The sequence below is a fragment of the Kitasatospora sp. NPDC030952 genome (genome assembly GCF_055571335.1).
In genome coordinates this window covers 74,363-87,257 of record NZ_JBVIFM010000015.1, presented here as the reverse complement: position 1 = coordinate 87,257, position 12,895 = coordinate 74,363, and the positions used below count along the sequence as shown (strand labels likewise).

Here is a 12,895-nt window from a genome sequence, read left to right as displayed (position 1 = left end):
CAGGCGACAAGCGAATGTCTCGCATGCTACTCATGCGGAATGGACATGGCTTGGCTGGACGTCTTCCGCACCGTCGCGCACCTCGGCTCCTTCACCGCCGCGGGGGAGCGGCTGGGCTTCACCCAGTCCGCGATCTCCCGCCAGATCGCCACCCTGGAAGGCGAGTTGGGCGTCCCGCTGTTCGACCGGCTGGCCCGCGGGGTGCGGCTGACCGACCACGGACGCGCCCTGCTCCCGCACGCCGAAGCCCTGCTGGAACGCCTCGACACCACCCGGCGCGACCTCGTCGCCCTCACCGAACTGGACGCCGGACGCCTGCGGGTGGGCGCCTTCGACAGCGCCAACGCCGAACTCGTCCCCAGCGCCCTGGCCGCCTTCCGCGCCGCCCACCCGCAGGTCGAGATCACCCTCACCGAAGGCCTCGCCGCCCAGCTGCTCGACCGGCTCGCCGACGGCACCATCGACCTCGCCGTGGTCGCCTCCTACACCGAGAACCCCCAGGACGCCTACGACAGCGAACAGTTCGACCTGCGGCCGCTGCTCGCCGACCCCGTCCTGGTCGCCCTGCCCCGCGGCCACCGGCTCGCCGGCCGGCGTCGCCTGCGGCTGGCCGAACTCGCCGACGAACCCTGGATCGCCGCCCGCCGCGACCCCGGATCCACCCTCCTCGCCGCCTGCCTGCGCAGCGGCTTCCAGCCCCGGATCGAGTACGCCGTCGGCGCCTGGACCGCCAAACTCGGCCTGGTCGCCGCCGGGTTGGGCCCCACCCTGGTCCCCTCCCTGGCCGCCCGCGCCGCCCGCCCCGACATCGCCCTGATCCCCCTCCACCCCCAGGACACCCCGGTCCGGCACGTGTGCACGGCCACCCGCCGCGGACAGCGGGTGCCGCCCGCGGTCGAGGGCTTCACCGGCTTCCTGCGGGCGGGGGCGGTTCGGGTGTCCGCTCCGGGTGTCCGCTCCGGGCGGTAACTCGGTGGCGGGGGAGGGCCGTTGCGGGCGAGGATGCCCGGATGGCAACCGAGCGATCCGAGCGACCCGAGCGATGGACCCAGGCGAGCGTCTACCCCGACATGTGGGCCGACCCGGACGAGGACCCGCGCAACAGCGAAGGGCCCGCCCCGGACGGCGAAGCGGCCACCCTGGCGGAGTACCTGACCGACTACCGCCTCACCCTGCGGATGAAGTGCGAGGGCCTGGACGCCGAGCAGCTGGCCCGCCGCTCGGTGCCGCCGTCGACGATGTCGCTGCTCGGCCTGGTGCGGCACCTGGCCCGGGTGGAGCGGGACTGGCGCAACTGGATCACCGAGGGCGAGCCGCTGCCCAAGCTCTACGGCCCACGGGACGCGGACTTCGACGGAGCCGCCGCCGACCCGGCCCTGGTGGCGGCCGCCTGGCGCGACCTGGAGCGCGAACAGGCCGCACTGGACGCCGAGTTGGCCGCCCACCCGGACCTCGGGGAGCGGCTCGGCGAGCAGCGCCTCTCGGTCCGCGAGCTGCAGGTGCACCGCATCGAGGAGTACGCCCGCCACTGCGGCCACGCCGACCTGCTGCGCGAGTGCGTGGACGGCCGCGTGGGCCAGTGACCACAGCCGCCGCGGCCCTGCGCCGACTGTGCGCGCTGCCGCCGCCCCCGGGCACCGCGGACGAGGCGGGCTCGGCGGGCTTGGCGGGCGCAGTGGGTGAGGCGGGCGGTGCAGGCGGCGCGGGTGATCCGGGCGAGCTGCCGGACGAGCTGTTCGACGCCGTGGACGCCCTGATCGCCGCCCACGGCGCCGACGACATCGCCGAACCCGTCGCCCGCGCCGTGCACGCCGGGTGGGCCACCGTCGAGCAGGGCACCGTCTTCCTGAACGTCGCCGCGTGGTCCGGCACCGACAACGGCACCTCCATGAAGCACACCCTGGACGACTGGCTACGGCACTGCGACGACCCCGTCCGGCTGCACCTGGCCCTGCACCACGAGGCGTACCCGCTGCCCACGGCCGCCGAGATGCGGGCGGTGCTCACCGCGATCGGCGAGCGCCACCCGCGCTTCCGGGAGGTCTGCCGGCGGCACCTGGACGGGCGCCGGCCGGGCGCCCAGCAGGTGGCGTCGGCGGGCGGCGGGGCGCCGGTCGACAGGGCGCCGGGCGGGGCGCCGGTCGACAGGCAGCGGTCGACGCCCGGGAGCTGACCGCGCCCGTCCTGGTCGGCAGCTCCGTCGGCGCCGCCTTCGCCTGGCCGCCGCCGCACCCGACCGGGCCGGCGTCTCCGTCGCGGTCTCCGTCTTCGTCTCCGTCTCCGTCGACGGCGGCGCTCGGTGCTCGGCGCTCGACGGGCCGGGGTGGGCCGGGTGTGGAACGGTGGAGGACCGGGGGAGCGCCCCCCGGGGGCCGGTTGCGAGAGGAGTCCGCCATGTCGTCGAAGCGCCGCCGCAAGAAGAAGGCCCGGGCCAGGCGCGGGGCCAACCACGGCCGCCGCCCCCAGTGCTGAGCGGTTGAGCGGCTGAGCCGCCCGACCGGTACGGCCCCGCGTCCGATCGTCGGGACGCGGGGCCGTACGGTCACGCTCCGGAGCCGAGCGCGGCCGCCTTGCGCAGCAGCACCGCCCGCTCCCGGACGTTGCGGCACAGCCGGGCGGCGAGCTCCAGCTCGGCCCGGGCCTCGGCGGTGCGGCCGAGCCGGATCAGCAGTTCGCCGCGCACCCCCGGCAGCAGGTGCGAGCCGGCGAGGCGGCCGGAGACGGCCAGGTCGTCGACCAGGGACAGCGCCGGCAGCGGCCCGTCGGCCATCGCGACGGCCACCGCCCGGTTGAGCTCCACCACCGGGGACGGCGCCACCCGGCCCAGCGCCTCGTACAGCAGCACGATCCGCTCCCAGTCGGTGTCCGTCACCGAGGGCGCCGACGCGTGGCAGGCGGCGATCGCGGCCTGCAGGCCGTACGGGCCCAGGCCCCGCCCCAGGGCCGCGGCCCGGCCCAGCGCGGCCAGGCCGCGGCGGATCGCGGAGTGGTCCCAGCGGCGGCGGTCCTGGTCCTCCAGCAGCACCGCCTCCCCGTCAGGGCCGGTGCGGGCCGGGAAGCGCGAGGCGGTCAGCTCGAACAGGGCGAGCTGCCCGTGCACCTCCGGCTCGGCGGGCAGCAGGGCGGCCAGCATCCGGGCCAGCCGGACGGCCTCGTAGGCGAGGTCGGGGCGCAGCAGGTCCTCGCCGGCCGTCGCCGTCGAGCCCTCCGTGAAGATCACGTACAGCACGCTCAGGACGGCGCCCAGGCGCGCCCGCCGCTCCTGCGGGGGCGGCAGCTCGAACGGCACGTGCGCGGCGGCGATGGTCTTCTTGGCGCGGGTGATCCGGGCCTGCACGGTGGGCACCGGCACCAGGAACGCCCGGGCGATCTCCTCGCTGGACAGGCCGCCCACCACCCGCAGGGTGAGCGCCACCCGGGCCTCGGGGGAGAGCACCGGGTGGCAGGCGGTGAACATCAGGGCCAGGACGTCGTCGTCGACCCGGTCGGGGTCGAACGGCGGCTCCGGCGGCGGCGCCGGGGTGCCCGCCGCGCCCGCGCTGAACTCGCCCTCGGCGAGCGGGCCCGCGAGCGCGGCGTACCGCTCGTCCAGCGCCGAGGCGCGGCGGAACGCGTCGATGGCCCGGCGCCGGGCGGTGGCCAGCAGCCAGCCCACCGGGCTGGCCGGGGCGCCGTCGCGCGCCCAGCCGACCAGGGCCTCCGCCAGCGCCTCCTGGGCGACGTCCTCGGCGAGCGCGAAGTCCCCGGTGTAGCGGGCCAGCGCGCCGACGATCCGCGCGGACTCGATCCGCCAGACGGCCTCGACGGCCCGCCGGGCGGCCTCGGCGCCCGGCGGGCCGTCGATGGCTGCGGGCATCAGAGCTGGCCGGTCCGCTCGCGCCACGCCCGCTCCTTGACGATCCACTCGTTGTCCTGCGGGAACTCCTCGATGCTCGGCACCCGGCGCACCTCGCACTTCGAACCGGGCATCGCCGGCAGCCGCTTGGCCCACTCGACGGCCTCCTCCTTGGAGGCGACGTCGATCAGGTAGAAGCCGCCGAACAGCTCCTTGGTCTCCCCGTACGGGCCGTCGGTGACCACCGGCGTCTCCCCGGCGAAGTCGACCACCACGCCCTGCGACGGGTCGTCGAGCCCCTCGGCGGCCACCAGGACGCCGGCCCGGATCAGCTCCTCGTTGAAGCGGCCCACGGTCTCGAGCATCTCCTCGAACGGGGTCTCCATCATCTTCGCCATGGTCTCGTCCGTGCCCCGCATGATCAGCATGTACTTGGCCATCTCAACCTCCTCGACGGGGTCGCCTGCCGACCCTTTCCAACCCAAGGTCGAACGGCGCGACGCCGGATCGACACGTGGACGAGAACGGACGATATTCCTTTCCGCCGACAGCCCCCCGCCGCCTCGCCGCCCCGCCGCCTCGTGGCCCCGTGGCCCACCCACCCCGCTGCTCCGTCGCTGCTTCGGCCGGCCGAAGCAGCGACGGCATCACCCGGCACCCTGCGTAGGAAGTCGACTGGGCCGACTTCCCGCGCAGAGGACGCGGGGCGCGGCTCAGCCCTGGGCCGCCTGCTGCTCCAGGGCGGTGGCGAGGGCGGTGGCGTCGGCGGCGATCCGCTGCAACTCGGCCAGGTGGGCGGCCAGGGCGCGGCGGCCCTGCGGGCTCAGGCGCAGCCAGGTGCGGGGGCGCTTGCCGACGTAGCCGCGGCGGACCCGCACGTAGGAGGCGGCCTCCAGCGTGCTGACCACCTTGCTCAGCGCGGACTCCGAGACCCCGCAGTTCTCCCGTACGGCGCGGAACTCCGCCTCGGCGCAACCGGAGAGGAACGCGACCACGGCCAGCCGGGTGGGCTGGTGGATCAGCTCGTCGAAGGCCGGGGCGGGCAGCCGGTCGGCGCTCACTCGGCGCCCGCCCGCGCCGACTCGCGACGCAGGAGCAGCAGGTGGCCGAGGCCGCCGGTGAGGCCGAGGGTGAGCAGGAATCCGGGCAGGCCGAACGGCAGGGCCAGCGCCCCGGCCGCGAGCAGCGGCAGCAACTGAGCCGCCATGGCGGGGTGCGACAGGGCGGGGACGATGCCGGGCCGGTGCTCGACCCGGTGGCCGACCACCACGTGGCCGACCAGGAGCAGCGCCGCGGCCAGTTGCAGGAGCGCGGCCGGCAGCCACAGCCGCTCCGGCAGCAGGACCGACAGGCCGATCAGGGCGAACCCCGCCCCGAACAGGCCGGCGGCCGTGGCCGGGTACCAGCGCGGCAGCGGATCGGCCCGCCGGGCCGCCGTCCGGGCCCGGTGCGCGGCGTGCAGGGAGGCGAGCGCCTCCTCGGGGGCGATGTGGTGAACGGTCAACTGATGCTCCAACTCCCCTGTCGCTGAAGGCGCCTGACGGCACCGGAGATCCTGGCATTTACTTTCCCACTGGGCAAGTACTAGCGTGGCGGGCATGTGCAAGGGGGAGGCAAGGACATGACCGTGACGACGACGCCGCAGGAGACCTCGGCCGACCGGTGCGGAGACGAACGGCCCGGGGGAGAAGCGGCGATCCAGGCCTCCGGGCTGCGGATGCGCTACGGCGGCCGGGACGTCCTGGACGGCCTGGACCTGACGGTGGCGCGCTCCGAACTGTTCGCCCTGCTCGGGCCCAACGGCGCGGGCAAGAGCACGACCATCGAGATCCTGGAGGGCTACCGGCGGCGCTCCGCCGGTGAGGTCACCGTCCTCGGCCGGGACCCGGCCCGCGACGACCCCGCCTGGCGGGCCCGGATCGGGATCGTCCTGCAGTCCAGCCGCGACCACGGCCGCTGGCGGGTCGGCGAACTGCTCGACCACCTGGCCCGCTACTACGCCAACCCCTACGAACCGGCCGAACTGCTCGAACGGGTCGGCCTGACCGGCCAGGCGGACCGCACCGCGGCCACCCTCTCCGGCGGCCAGCGCCGCCGCCTCGACGTGGCCCTGGGCCTGGTCGGCCGCCCCGAACTGCTCTTCCTCGACGAACCCACCGCCGGATTCGACCCCGAGGCCCGCCGCGACTTCCACGCACTGCTGCGCGAACTGCGCGACGAACGCGCCACCACCATCCTGCTGACCACCCACGACCTCACCGAGGCCCAGCAGTTGGCGGACCGCATCGGCATCCTGCAAGCCGGCCGCCTCACCGCCTGCGGCACCCTCGCCGAACTCGCCGCGGCCGCCCGCGCCGAGTCCGAAGTGCGCTGGACCGGCCCCGACGGCACCCCGCGCAGCCTGCGCACCGCCGACCCCTCGCAGACGGTGTGGGACCTGCACCAGCGGCTCGGCGGACCGATCCCCGGCCTGGAAGTGCGCCGCCCCAGCCTGGAGGACACCTACCTCGGCATGGTCGGCACCAACGCCGCGTCCGCCGTCGACCCCGCGGAGGCACCGTGAAAGCCGTGAACCCCTACGCCCTGGGCCTGCGGCGCGGTGCCATCGAACTGCGCCAGATCCTGCGCAGCCGCAAGGACTTCTACTCCTACCTCACCACACCGCTGATCTTCCTCGGCGTCTCCTACTGGCGCTCCGGCACCCACGGCGCCGGCGGCGGCCTGACCCAGCTCAGCCTGGCCGGCGGCATCGCCTCCACCGTCTTCATGTTCGGCCTGCTGACCGTCCCCCAGCTCCTCTCCGGAGACCGCGAGGACGGCACCCTGCTGCGCCTGCGCGGCGTGCCCGGCGCGATGCCCGCCTACCTGACCGCCAAGGTGCTCTTCGTCCTGGCCACCATGGGCGCCTCGATCCTCCTGCTGCTGTTCGGCGGCGCGCTGCTGCTGCACGCGCAGCTGCCGCACTCCCCGGGGCAGTGGCTGACGCTGGGCTGGGCGCTGGTGCTGGGGACCGCCGCCGTGGTGCCGATGGGGGCCGCGATCGGCGCGCTCCTGCCACCGGCCCGGGAAGCACTCGCGCTGTACATGATGCCCGTGCTCGGCCTGATGTTCATCTCCGGCGCCTTCGCCCCGCTGCGCGACCTGCCGCCCGCCCTCCAGACGATCGGCTCGCTCTTCCCGCTGCGCTGGACCGCCCAGGGGGTGCGTTCCGCCCTGCTGCCCGACAGCGCCAAGGCCCTGGAGGCGTCCGGCGGTTGGCAGCACCTGGAAACCTGCGGCGTGCTGCTGTGCTGGGCGGTGGCGGGCTTCCTGCTGGCGCCCGGCCTGCTGCGCCGGATGGCCCGCCGCGAGTCGGGCTCCACCCTCTCCGAGCGCGAGCGCAAGCGCCTGGCGAAGTCCGCCTACTGACCCCCCGACCCCTGCCCCCTGAACGGAAGAAAGAGGAACCACCGTGTTCAACCCCCTGCCCAACCGCGCGAAGCCGGCCAACCTCGAAGCCCTCAAGGCGGCCCTGCAGGCCGCACTGGACACCGCCGACGAGACGGAACTCCCGGGCCTGCGCCGGGCCGTGCGGATCGTGGAGGACTTCGTCCCCGGCGTCGGCCCGGCCGGGACGGACTGGGCGCGCAACGTCCTGGCGCTCGCCGGCATCGACCCCCGGACGGCCGAGGTCAAGGCCGTCCGCGAGCTGCGCACCGCACGCCCGGGCCTCGGCCTCAAGGAGGCCGTCGCGCTGGTCAAGGCGCTGACCACCCACACCGGCTGAGGCGCTGCCGCCGGGGCGCTGCCACCGGGGCGTTACGGCTGGGCCGGGCCGGCGGGGGACTGGAAGGTGAGCAGGGCGACCGTGCGGTTCGGGCCGCCGCCGGCGGGCAGGTGCCTTGACCCGCGGGTCGCTCATGCGGCCGATCGCTGGCTCGCCTCCGTCGTGGGCGGCGGCGGGCCACCCGCTCAACCGTGCCGCAGGCCGTCCAGCAACTGTCCGACGTGGTCGGCCGCCTGGGCGGGGTCCAGCGGCCGGTGGCCGACCAGCAGGCGGTACCAGAAGAGGCCGAAGAGCCGGTCGGTGACGGCCTCCAGGTCGGCGGTGGGCGGCAGTTCGCCACGTTGGACGCCGCGTGCGAGCAGGGTGAGCGCGACGGCGCGGCGGCTGTGGACCCACTGGCGGCAGGGTTCGGCGAAGGCCGGGGCGAGCTGGGCCTCGGCCATCAGGCCGCGCAGGGTGCGCATCCGCAGCGGGTGGGAGACGACTCCGTACAGGGCGGTGGTGAAGGCGCTCAGGTCGCCGGCCAGGGTGCCGGTGTCGGGTTCGGGCATCCGCTGTTCGACGGCGGTGCGGTAGGCGTCCAGGACGAGCGGCGCCCTGGACCTCCACCAGCGGTAGATGCTGCTCTCGGCGACGTCGGCGCGGGCGGCGACCCGTTCGACGGTGACGGCTGCTGCTGGTGGCCGCCTCGGCGCACGAGGTCGGCTACGACCTGCTCGCCGGGTTCTTCGAGGGCGGCTTCGACTGGGAGCGGATCCGCCGCACCGCGCGCGGCTTCCGCGTCCTGCAGGCGATGGACGACCCGGTCGACCAGCCCGATCCGGCCGAGCACGTGGGGCTGTTCGGCCGGGGCCTGGGCGCCACCGCCGTGCTGAGCGCCACCGGCGGCCACTTCGGCGCCACCCCGGACGACCACGTCGAGGTGCCGGAGGCCGTTCGGCTGGTCACCGAACTGCTCCACGCCTGACCGGGGCGGTCCGGGCCGCCCCGGCGGCCCCGGCCGGCTGTGCCGCGCGGGCCCGTTCGGCGCGGGCGCGGGTGCGGACCTCGGCGACGGCCGGGCAGGTGGCGTAGACGCGGGCCAGGCGGGCGAGGTGGTCGGCCTCGCCGTCCAGGGTGTCCAGGGTGTCCGCGACGCTCACTGCCGGTGTCGCTGCCGGTGTTGGCGGTTCGGCGGTCGCGGCGGCGGGCCCGGGTACGGCGCCGGCCGCGGCGAGCTCCAGGGCGGCGGCCAGTGCCGCCGCCTCGGCGGTGGTGGCGGCGTGGGCGGTGGGCGACGGGAAGCGGCGGGTGGCGTGGTCGAGCCACTGGGCGGCGCGCGGGTCGAGGTGCCGGCGCAGGATCAGCCGGGCGTCGTGGATCTCGATGATGCGCCGGTAGAGCGCGAACCGCGGGTCGCGCGGGGGCAGTGGCAGGCGGCGGGCCGGGTCGAGGGCGATCTCCGGCAGCACGGTGTGCAGGTCGCGCCAGAGCGGGGTCAGTGCCCGGTAGCGGCGTTGGGCGCGCTGCCAGCCCCGGACGGCCTCGGTCGCGGCCGGCCACAGGGTGCTCCCCAGGCCCGCCGCGATCAGCGCCGCGCACAGTCCGCCCAGGAGGGCGCACAGCGTGTCCTCGGAGCCGTCCTGGCGGCCGGTGATGGCCGCGCGCAGGACGTCGTCCATGCTCCAGGCGTTCCACAGCAGCCCGGCCGCCAGCCCGCCGGTCAGCAGCCGCAGCCCGGTGCCCAGCCGGCCGGGGCCGGCCGCGCGGGAGCGCCGTACCAGCTCGCGCAGCAGCGCGGTCAGGCACACGGTGGTGTGGAGCATGCCCACGGCGGTGTACCCGGCCAGCGCCAGGCGCGCGGACAGTTCGGGCCCCACCGTCAGGTCCTCGCCCACCAGGCCCGGCGCGGCGGCGGTGATCAGCGCCAGCCGCAGGCCCAGCACCCCGGCCAGCAGGGCCAGTCCGCCCCGGACCTCGCGCCGTACGGGCCCGGCCTGCCCGCCGGCTCCCTCGTCGGCCGCCCGCAGTGCCGGCGCGAGCAGCCGCATCGCCGCCGCGGCGCCGTCGCGCAGCCCGTCGCCGAGCACGATCACCAGCACCGCCAGGACCGGGAGACCGGTGGCCTGCACCGCCCCCACCGTCGGCGGGGCGAGCACCAGCAGGGCGGAACCCAGCAGGGCCGTGCCGTAGCAGGTGTAACGGGCGGTGGCGCGGGAGTCGATCCGGCTGCGGGCGAAGTGGGCGGCGCTGAGCACGAAGAACAGTCCGACGGGGTAGAGGGCGAGGTCGCTCACGTCCGGCCCGCCTGCGGCCCGCCGTCGGGGCCCGGGCCGTCCGTCACGGAGTCCTTCGCGCAGTCATTCGCGGAGTCCTGCCGCGCCGCGGCCCGGCCCGTGTCGCCGTGCCGCCCGGCGGCCAGCAGGGCGCCCAGCGCGTCCAGCGACCCGTGGGCCGGTGCCGGCCCCGGCCGGTCGGCGGCGTCCGCCCGTTCCGCCCGGCTGAGGATCAGCGAGGCCAGCAGCTCCGCCTCCCGCTCCTGCGGCTCGTCGTAGCTGGTGCGCCCCAGCACCCGCTGCACCAGCGCGGGGGAGAGGTTGGGCAGCAGCGCGGCGGCCGGGGCCAGTGGCGCGGAGCCGGCGTGGTCGAGCAGCAGGTGGGCGATCTCGTGCACCAGGATGTGCCGCTGGTGCAGCACCCCGGTGTCCGCCGCGTACAGGATGTAGTCCGCCTCCAGGGTGGAGACCAGCAGGCCGCAGGGGGCGTTCGGACGGGCCGTCACCGGCAGCAGTTCGATCGGGCGTCCGCGCCGCACGGCCAGCCGCTCCAGCAGCACCACCGGGTCGAACGGGCTTGGCAGATCCAGCTGTTCGGCCATCCGGCGACAGCGCCGCAGCGTGGACCGGTAGCCCCGGCCACCCCATAAGTCACCCCACAAGCCGAGCTCCCCTCACCGCTCCACCCCTACGGTTCCACCCGCCGACGCATCCGCACGTGCGTCCGGCGGTCCTGTCGCCCCGCGCTCCGCCGGGCCCGCTGCCTCCCGGGCCCGGCCCCGGCCTGGCCCGGCCCCGGCCCGGCCCGGCCCCGGCCTCCGGACCCCGGGTTCAGGACGTGGGGCGTTTGCGCGCCGCGTCCCGGCGGGCGATCACGTCGACCAGCTCGCTGACGGTGTCCAGGCCCTCCGGCGACAGGCCCACCACCCGCAGCGCCAGGCTGCGCACGCCCGCGTCGCGCAGCGCGCCGAGCAGGGCCAGCTCCTTGGCGATCTCGGCGCCCTGCCGCTCGTCGAAGAAGTACGCGGGCGGGACCTGGAAGAACTGGGCCAGCGCCTCCAGGTGGCGTTTGGTCGGGTTGTCCCGGCGCCCGGTGCGCAGCTGCCACAGGTAGGTGGTGGAGAAGGACTCCCCGGTCGCCTCGCGGCAGGCCCGGGCCACTTCCTCGTTGGTGTACTGCTCGCGGTCGGGGCGGCGGACGGTGTGGAACAGCGCCTCGATCCGGGCCGCCAGGCCGCTCGCCCCGGCGCCCGCCGGGCCGTCCCCGTCGCCGCCCTCGTTCACGGATCCGTCCTCGGGCTCCTGCGGGCGCGCGTCCGACTGCGGTGACGCACCCTCCGGTTCCACCTGAACGCCGTCCCCCGTCGACTCCGTCATGCCCCACCTTCCTCACGCCCGGGCCCTCCGCTCCGCGACCTCGACGGACGGCAGGGCCGGCCAGGTCACGATAGCCGAACGGCATCAGCTGGCGTGGATCCGAAGATACCCGCAATCAACGCCAGTTGACCCGCGTAGCGTCGGCTGACATCCTGGACGGGCAGGCCCGCAGGCGCCGCCGACACGACCTGACGCTCCATCACCGCACGTCGGGCCGACGGTACTTGTCGTTCCCCACCGGACCGCCCGGACCGCCCGAACCGGCCTCGGCGCCCCGGACGGAAGGGCCGACTCCCGTGAGACCGCACGGCGTCGACACACCGGGCCAGGGCGCCCCGCACCACGCCCACCCCACCGTGCCGCATCGCCGTACTGCCATACCGCCGTACTGCCGTACTGCCACACCGCCGTACCGCCACCCGGCGGGGGCAGCCCGACCGGCCGCACCCCCCGACGGCACGACGCGAGAAGGGGGCACCCGTGGACACCACGCCGCGCGGCCACACCGCAGCGCCGGACCCACCGCGCCCGCCGGCGCCGCCCGCCGCCCCGCAGACCGTACGGCTGGCCTTCCTGTGGCGGGCCGCCGGTGCCCCCGTCGGCTGCGTCCTGGCCCTCGCCATGGGCGTCGTGCTCGCCCGGACCGGCGTCGCCGCCCGCCTCGGCGCCGTCCCCGCCCTCCTGCTCTCCGGCACCGCCGTCCTCGGCATCGCCCTGCCCGTCCCCTACGGCTTCTGGCTGCGCGCCGACGCCCAAGGCCTCACCCTGGTACGGGCCTTCCTCCCGCGCCGCCACCGCTGGCAGGACATCGTCGGCCTCACCATGGAGACCGACGAGGACCCCGACACCGGCGCCGCCCGGCTCGTCCTCCTGCTGCGCCTGGTCCCCGCCCGGACCGCCCGGGCCGCCCGCACGGCCCGGACGGTCCGGTCGGCCCCCGCCGCTCCCGCCGTCCGCACCGACCGCGCGGGCCGCGCCGACCGCGCCGACCGCGTCCGCGGACCGGTCATCGGCGTCCTCGGCACCACCGCCGACGGACTGCCGAGCGGCACCGAACCCCGCCAGCTGGCCGAACTGTTCGACCTGCTGCGACGCCACGGCATCCCCCTGGAGAACCGGCGCTACGCCGACCTCGTCCTCACCGCCCACGGCTACCCGGCCCTCGCCCACACCGCCGAGACCGCCGCCGTCCGGTCACCCTCCGTTTGATCCCCGGTACGCCCCGCATCCGTTGAACCCGACGAGGGGCGCGCCGTCGGGCGGGCGCGCCGCGAGGGCGGGAGGGCGAACGTGCTCAGGTTCCACGGCGCTTGGCGGATCACCGTGGTCGGCCGCAACGCCGACTACGACCAACGGGCGGTCGTCCGGGGCCCGTCCGGCACCCTGGTGCTCCCCGGCCGGCCCGGCGCCGTCCTGGAGGTCGACGCCGACAGCTGGACCCTCACCCTCGAACACCACCCCCGCGGCCACGGCTGGCAGCCCAACCTGCGCACCACCACCGGGCCGCTCACCGAACGCGACGGCATCCGCAGCCGGCTGCTCACCAGCAACGACCGCCACTGGCCGGGCAAGCCCCGGGACTACGTCAACTTCGTCCTGCGGCTGGACCAGTCGGTGGAGCCGGGGGTGCGCGTCACCGGGTAGCGGCGGTGTCCGCCGGGA

The 12,895-nt window shown here is 76.0% G+C and carries 17 protein-coding genes; 9 read left to right on the top strand and 8 right to left on the bottom strand.

What is annotated here, in order from left to right; genetic code table 11:
* Window positions 1-39: 39 nt before the first annotated feature.
* From ACZ47G_RS24925 to ACZ47G_RS24915, 3 genes are read left to right on the top strand one after another with little or no spacing between them, the layout of a single operon-like run.
* Window positions 40-969: a LysR family transcriptional regulator gene (locus ACZ47G_RS24925; RefSeq protein ID WP_465746120.1), complete on the top strand. Its 930-nt coding sequence runs from the start codon at window positions 40-42 to the stop codon at window positions 967-969.
* A gap of 41 nt (window positions 970-1,010) precedes the next feature.
* The gene (locus ACZ47G_RS24920) at window positions 1,011-1,583 is read left to right on the top strand and encodes a mycothiol transferase (RefSeq protein WP_465746118.1); all 573 of its coding nucleotides are present in this window, start codon (window positions 1,011-1,013) and stop codon (window positions 1,581-1,583) included.
* Window positions 1,580-2,173, top strand: coding sequence for a hypothetical protein (locus ACZ47G_RS24915; RefSeq protein ID WP_465746116.1), 594 nt, complete (start codon window positions 1,580-1,582; stop codon window positions 2,171-2,173). The genes ACZ47G_RS24920 and ACZ47G_RS24915 overlap by 4 nt, the downstream gene beginning before the upstream one ends.
* 369 nt (window positions 2,174-2,542) lie before the next feature.
* Here the strand turns inward: ACZ47G_RS24915 and ACZ47G_RS24910 are convergent, their stop codons facing one another.
* The 4 genes from ACZ47G_RS24910 to ACZ47G_RS24895 all read right to left on the bottom strand — a co-directional run bounded on the left by ACZ47G_RS24910 (window position 2,543) and on the right by ACZ47G_RS24895 (window position 5,339).
* The gene (locus ACZ47G_RS24910; protein ID WP_465746114.1) at window positions 2,543-3,856 is read right to left on the bottom strand and encodes an RNA polymerase sigma factor; all 1,314 of its coding nucleotides are present in this window, start codon (window positions 3,854-3,856) and stop codon (window positions 2,543-2,545) included.
* The gene (locus ACZ47G_RS24905) at window positions 3,856-4,275 is read right to left on the bottom strand and encodes a YciI family protein (protein ID WP_380460135.1); all 420 of its coding nucleotides are present in this window, start codon (window positions 4,273-4,275) and stop codon (window positions 3,856-3,858) included. The genes ACZ47G_RS24910 and ACZ47G_RS24905 overlap by 1 nt, the downstream gene beginning before the upstream one ends.
* Window positions 4,276-4,548: 273 nt before the next feature.
* A complete protein-coding gene (locus ACZ47G_RS24900) occupies window positions 4,549-4,896 on the bottom strand; it encodes a transcriptional regulator (RefSeq protein ID WP_465746112.1) in 348 nt (115 codons plus the stop codon).
* Entirely contained in the window at window positions 4,893-5,339 is a 447-nt protein-coding gene (locus ACZ47G_RS24895) for a hypothetical protein (RefSeq protein WP_465746110.1), read from the bottom strand. Before ACZ47G_RS24895 ends, ACZ47G_RS24900 begins: the two co-directional genes overlap by 4 nt.
* Before the next feature lie 117 nt (window positions 5,340-5,456).
* Here ACZ47G_RS24895 and ACZ47G_RS24890 point away from each other — a divergent pair, with 117 nt between their 5' ends.
* From ACZ47G_RS24890 to ACZ47G_RS24880, 3 genes are read left to right on the top strand one after another with little or no spacing between them, the layout of a single operon-like run.
* Window positions 5,457-6,398: an ABC transporter ATP-binding protein gene (locus ACZ47G_RS24890; protein WP_465746108.1), complete on the top strand. Its 942-nt coding sequence runs from the start codon at window positions 5,457-5,459 to the stop codon at window positions 6,396-6,398.
* A 5-nt stretch (window positions 6,399-6,403) separates the two neighbouring features.
* Window positions 6,404-7,243 (top strand): ABC transporter permease, encoded by an 840-nt coding sequence (locus tag ACZ47G_RS24885; protein ID WP_465746106.1) that lies wholly within the window; start codon window positions 6,404-6,406, stop codon window positions 7,241-7,243.
* A 43-nt stretch (window positions 7,244-7,286) separates the two neighbouring features.
* Window positions 7,287-7,601, top strand: coding sequence for a hypothetical protein (locus ACZ47G_RS24880; RefSeq protein ID WP_465746104.1), 315 nt, complete (start codon window positions 7,287-7,289; stop codon window positions 7,599-7,601).
* A gap of 185 nt (window positions 7,602-7,786) precedes the next feature.
* On the opposite strand, the gene ACZ47G_RS24875 is transcribed toward ACZ47G_RS24880, so the two are convergent.
* Entirely contained in the window at window positions 7,787-8,152 is a 366-nt protein-coding gene (locus tag ACZ47G_RS24875; RefSeq protein WP_465746102.1) for a TetR-like C-terminal domain-containing protein, read from the bottom strand.
* A gap of 128 nt (window positions 8,153-8,280) precedes the next feature.
* Here ACZ47G_RS24875 and ACZ47G_RS24870 point away from each other — a divergent pair, with 128 nt between their 5' ends.
* Window positions 8,281-8,568, top strand: a complete 288-nt coding sequence (locus ACZ47G_RS24870) for a hypothetical protein (protein WP_465746101.1) — start codon at window positions 8,281-8,283, stop codon at window positions 8,566-8,568.
* Here the strand turns inward: ACZ47G_RS24870 and ACZ47G_RS24865 are convergent.
* The 3 genes from ACZ47G_RS24865 to ACZ47G_RS24855 all read right to left on the bottom strand — a co-directional run bounded on the left by ACZ47G_RS24865 (window position 8,546) and on the right by ACZ47G_RS24855 (window position 11,233).
* On the bottom strand, window positions 8,546-9,877 hold the full coding sequence (locus ACZ47G_RS24865) for an MAB_1171c family putative transporter (protein ID WP_465746099.1): 1,332 nt from the start codon (window positions 9,875-9,877) through the stop codon (window positions 8,546-8,548). The two genes, ACZ47G_RS24870 and ACZ47G_RS24865, sit on opposite strands and share 23 nt — an antisense overlap.
* Window positions 9,874-10,458: a ParH-like protein gene (locus ACZ47G_RS24860; RefSeq protein WP_465746097.1), complete on the bottom strand. Its 585-nt coding sequence runs from the start codon at window positions 10,456-10,458 to the stop codon at window positions 9,874-9,876. Before ACZ47G_RS24860 ends, ACZ47G_RS24865 begins: the two co-directional genes overlap by 4 nt.
* A gap of 229 nt (window positions 10,459-10,687) precedes the next feature.
* On the bottom strand, window positions 10,688-11,233 hold the full coding sequence (locus ACZ47G_RS24855; protein WP_465746095.1) for an XRE family transcriptional regulator: 546 nt from the start codon (window positions 11,231-11,233) through the stop codon (window positions 10,688-10,690).
* Window positions 11,234-11,713: 480 nt separating this feature from the next.
* On the opposite strand from ACZ47G_RS24855, the gene ACZ47G_RS24850 reads away from it, so the two are divergent.
* Window positions 11,714-12,442 (top strand): hypothetical protein, encoded by a 729-nt coding sequence (locus ACZ47G_RS24850; RefSeq protein ID WP_465746093.1) that lies wholly within the window; start codon window positions 11,714-11,716, stop codon window positions 12,440-12,442.
* 81 nt (window positions 12,443-12,523) lie between these two features.
* Window positions 12,524-12,877 carry a hypothetical protein gene (locus tag ACZ47G_RS24845; protein ID WP_465746091.1) on the top strand — a complete coding sequence of 118 codons (354 nt, stop codon included), beginning with the start codon at window positions 12,524-12,526 and terminating at the stop codon, window positions 12,875-12,877.
* Window positions 12,878-12,895 lie beyond the last annotated feature (18 nt).

Excerpts from the sequence above, each read along its gene's own strand:
- ACZ47G_RS24925 (WP_465746120.1), top strand. The coding sequence starts at position 40 with ATGGACATGGCTTGGCTGGACGTCTTCCGCACCGTCGCGCACCTCGGC.
- ACZ47G_RS24920 (WP_465746118.1), top strand. The coding sequence starts at position 1,011 with ATGGCAACCGAGCGATCCGAGCGACCCGAGCGATGGACCCAGGCGAGC.
- ACZ47G_RS24910 (WP_465746114.1), bottom strand. The coding sequence starts at position 3,856 with ATGCCCGCAGCCATCGACGGCCCGCCGGGCGCCGAGGCCGCCCGGCGG.
- ACZ47G_RS24905 (WP_380460135.1), bottom strand. The coding sequence starts at position 4,275 with ATGGCCAAGTACATGCTGATCATGCGGGGCACGGACGAGACCATGGCG.
- ACZ47G_RS24890 (WP_465746108.1), top strand. The coding sequence starts at position 5,457 with ATGACCGTGACGACGACGCCGCAGGAGACCTCGGCCGACCGGTGCGGA.
- ACZ47G_RS24875 (WP_465746102.1), bottom strand. The coding sequence starts at position 8,152 with ATGCCCGAACCCGACACCGGCACCCTGGCCGGCGACCTGAGCGCCTTC.
- ACZ47G_RS24860 (WP_465746097.1), bottom strand. The coding sequence starts at position 10,458 with ATGGCCGAACAGCTGGATCTGCCAAGCCCGTTCGACCCGGTGGTGCTG.
- ACZ47G_RS24855 (WP_465746095.1), bottom strand. The coding sequence starts at position 11,233 with ATGACGGAGTCGACGGGGGACGGCGTTCAGGTGGAACCGGAGGGTGCG.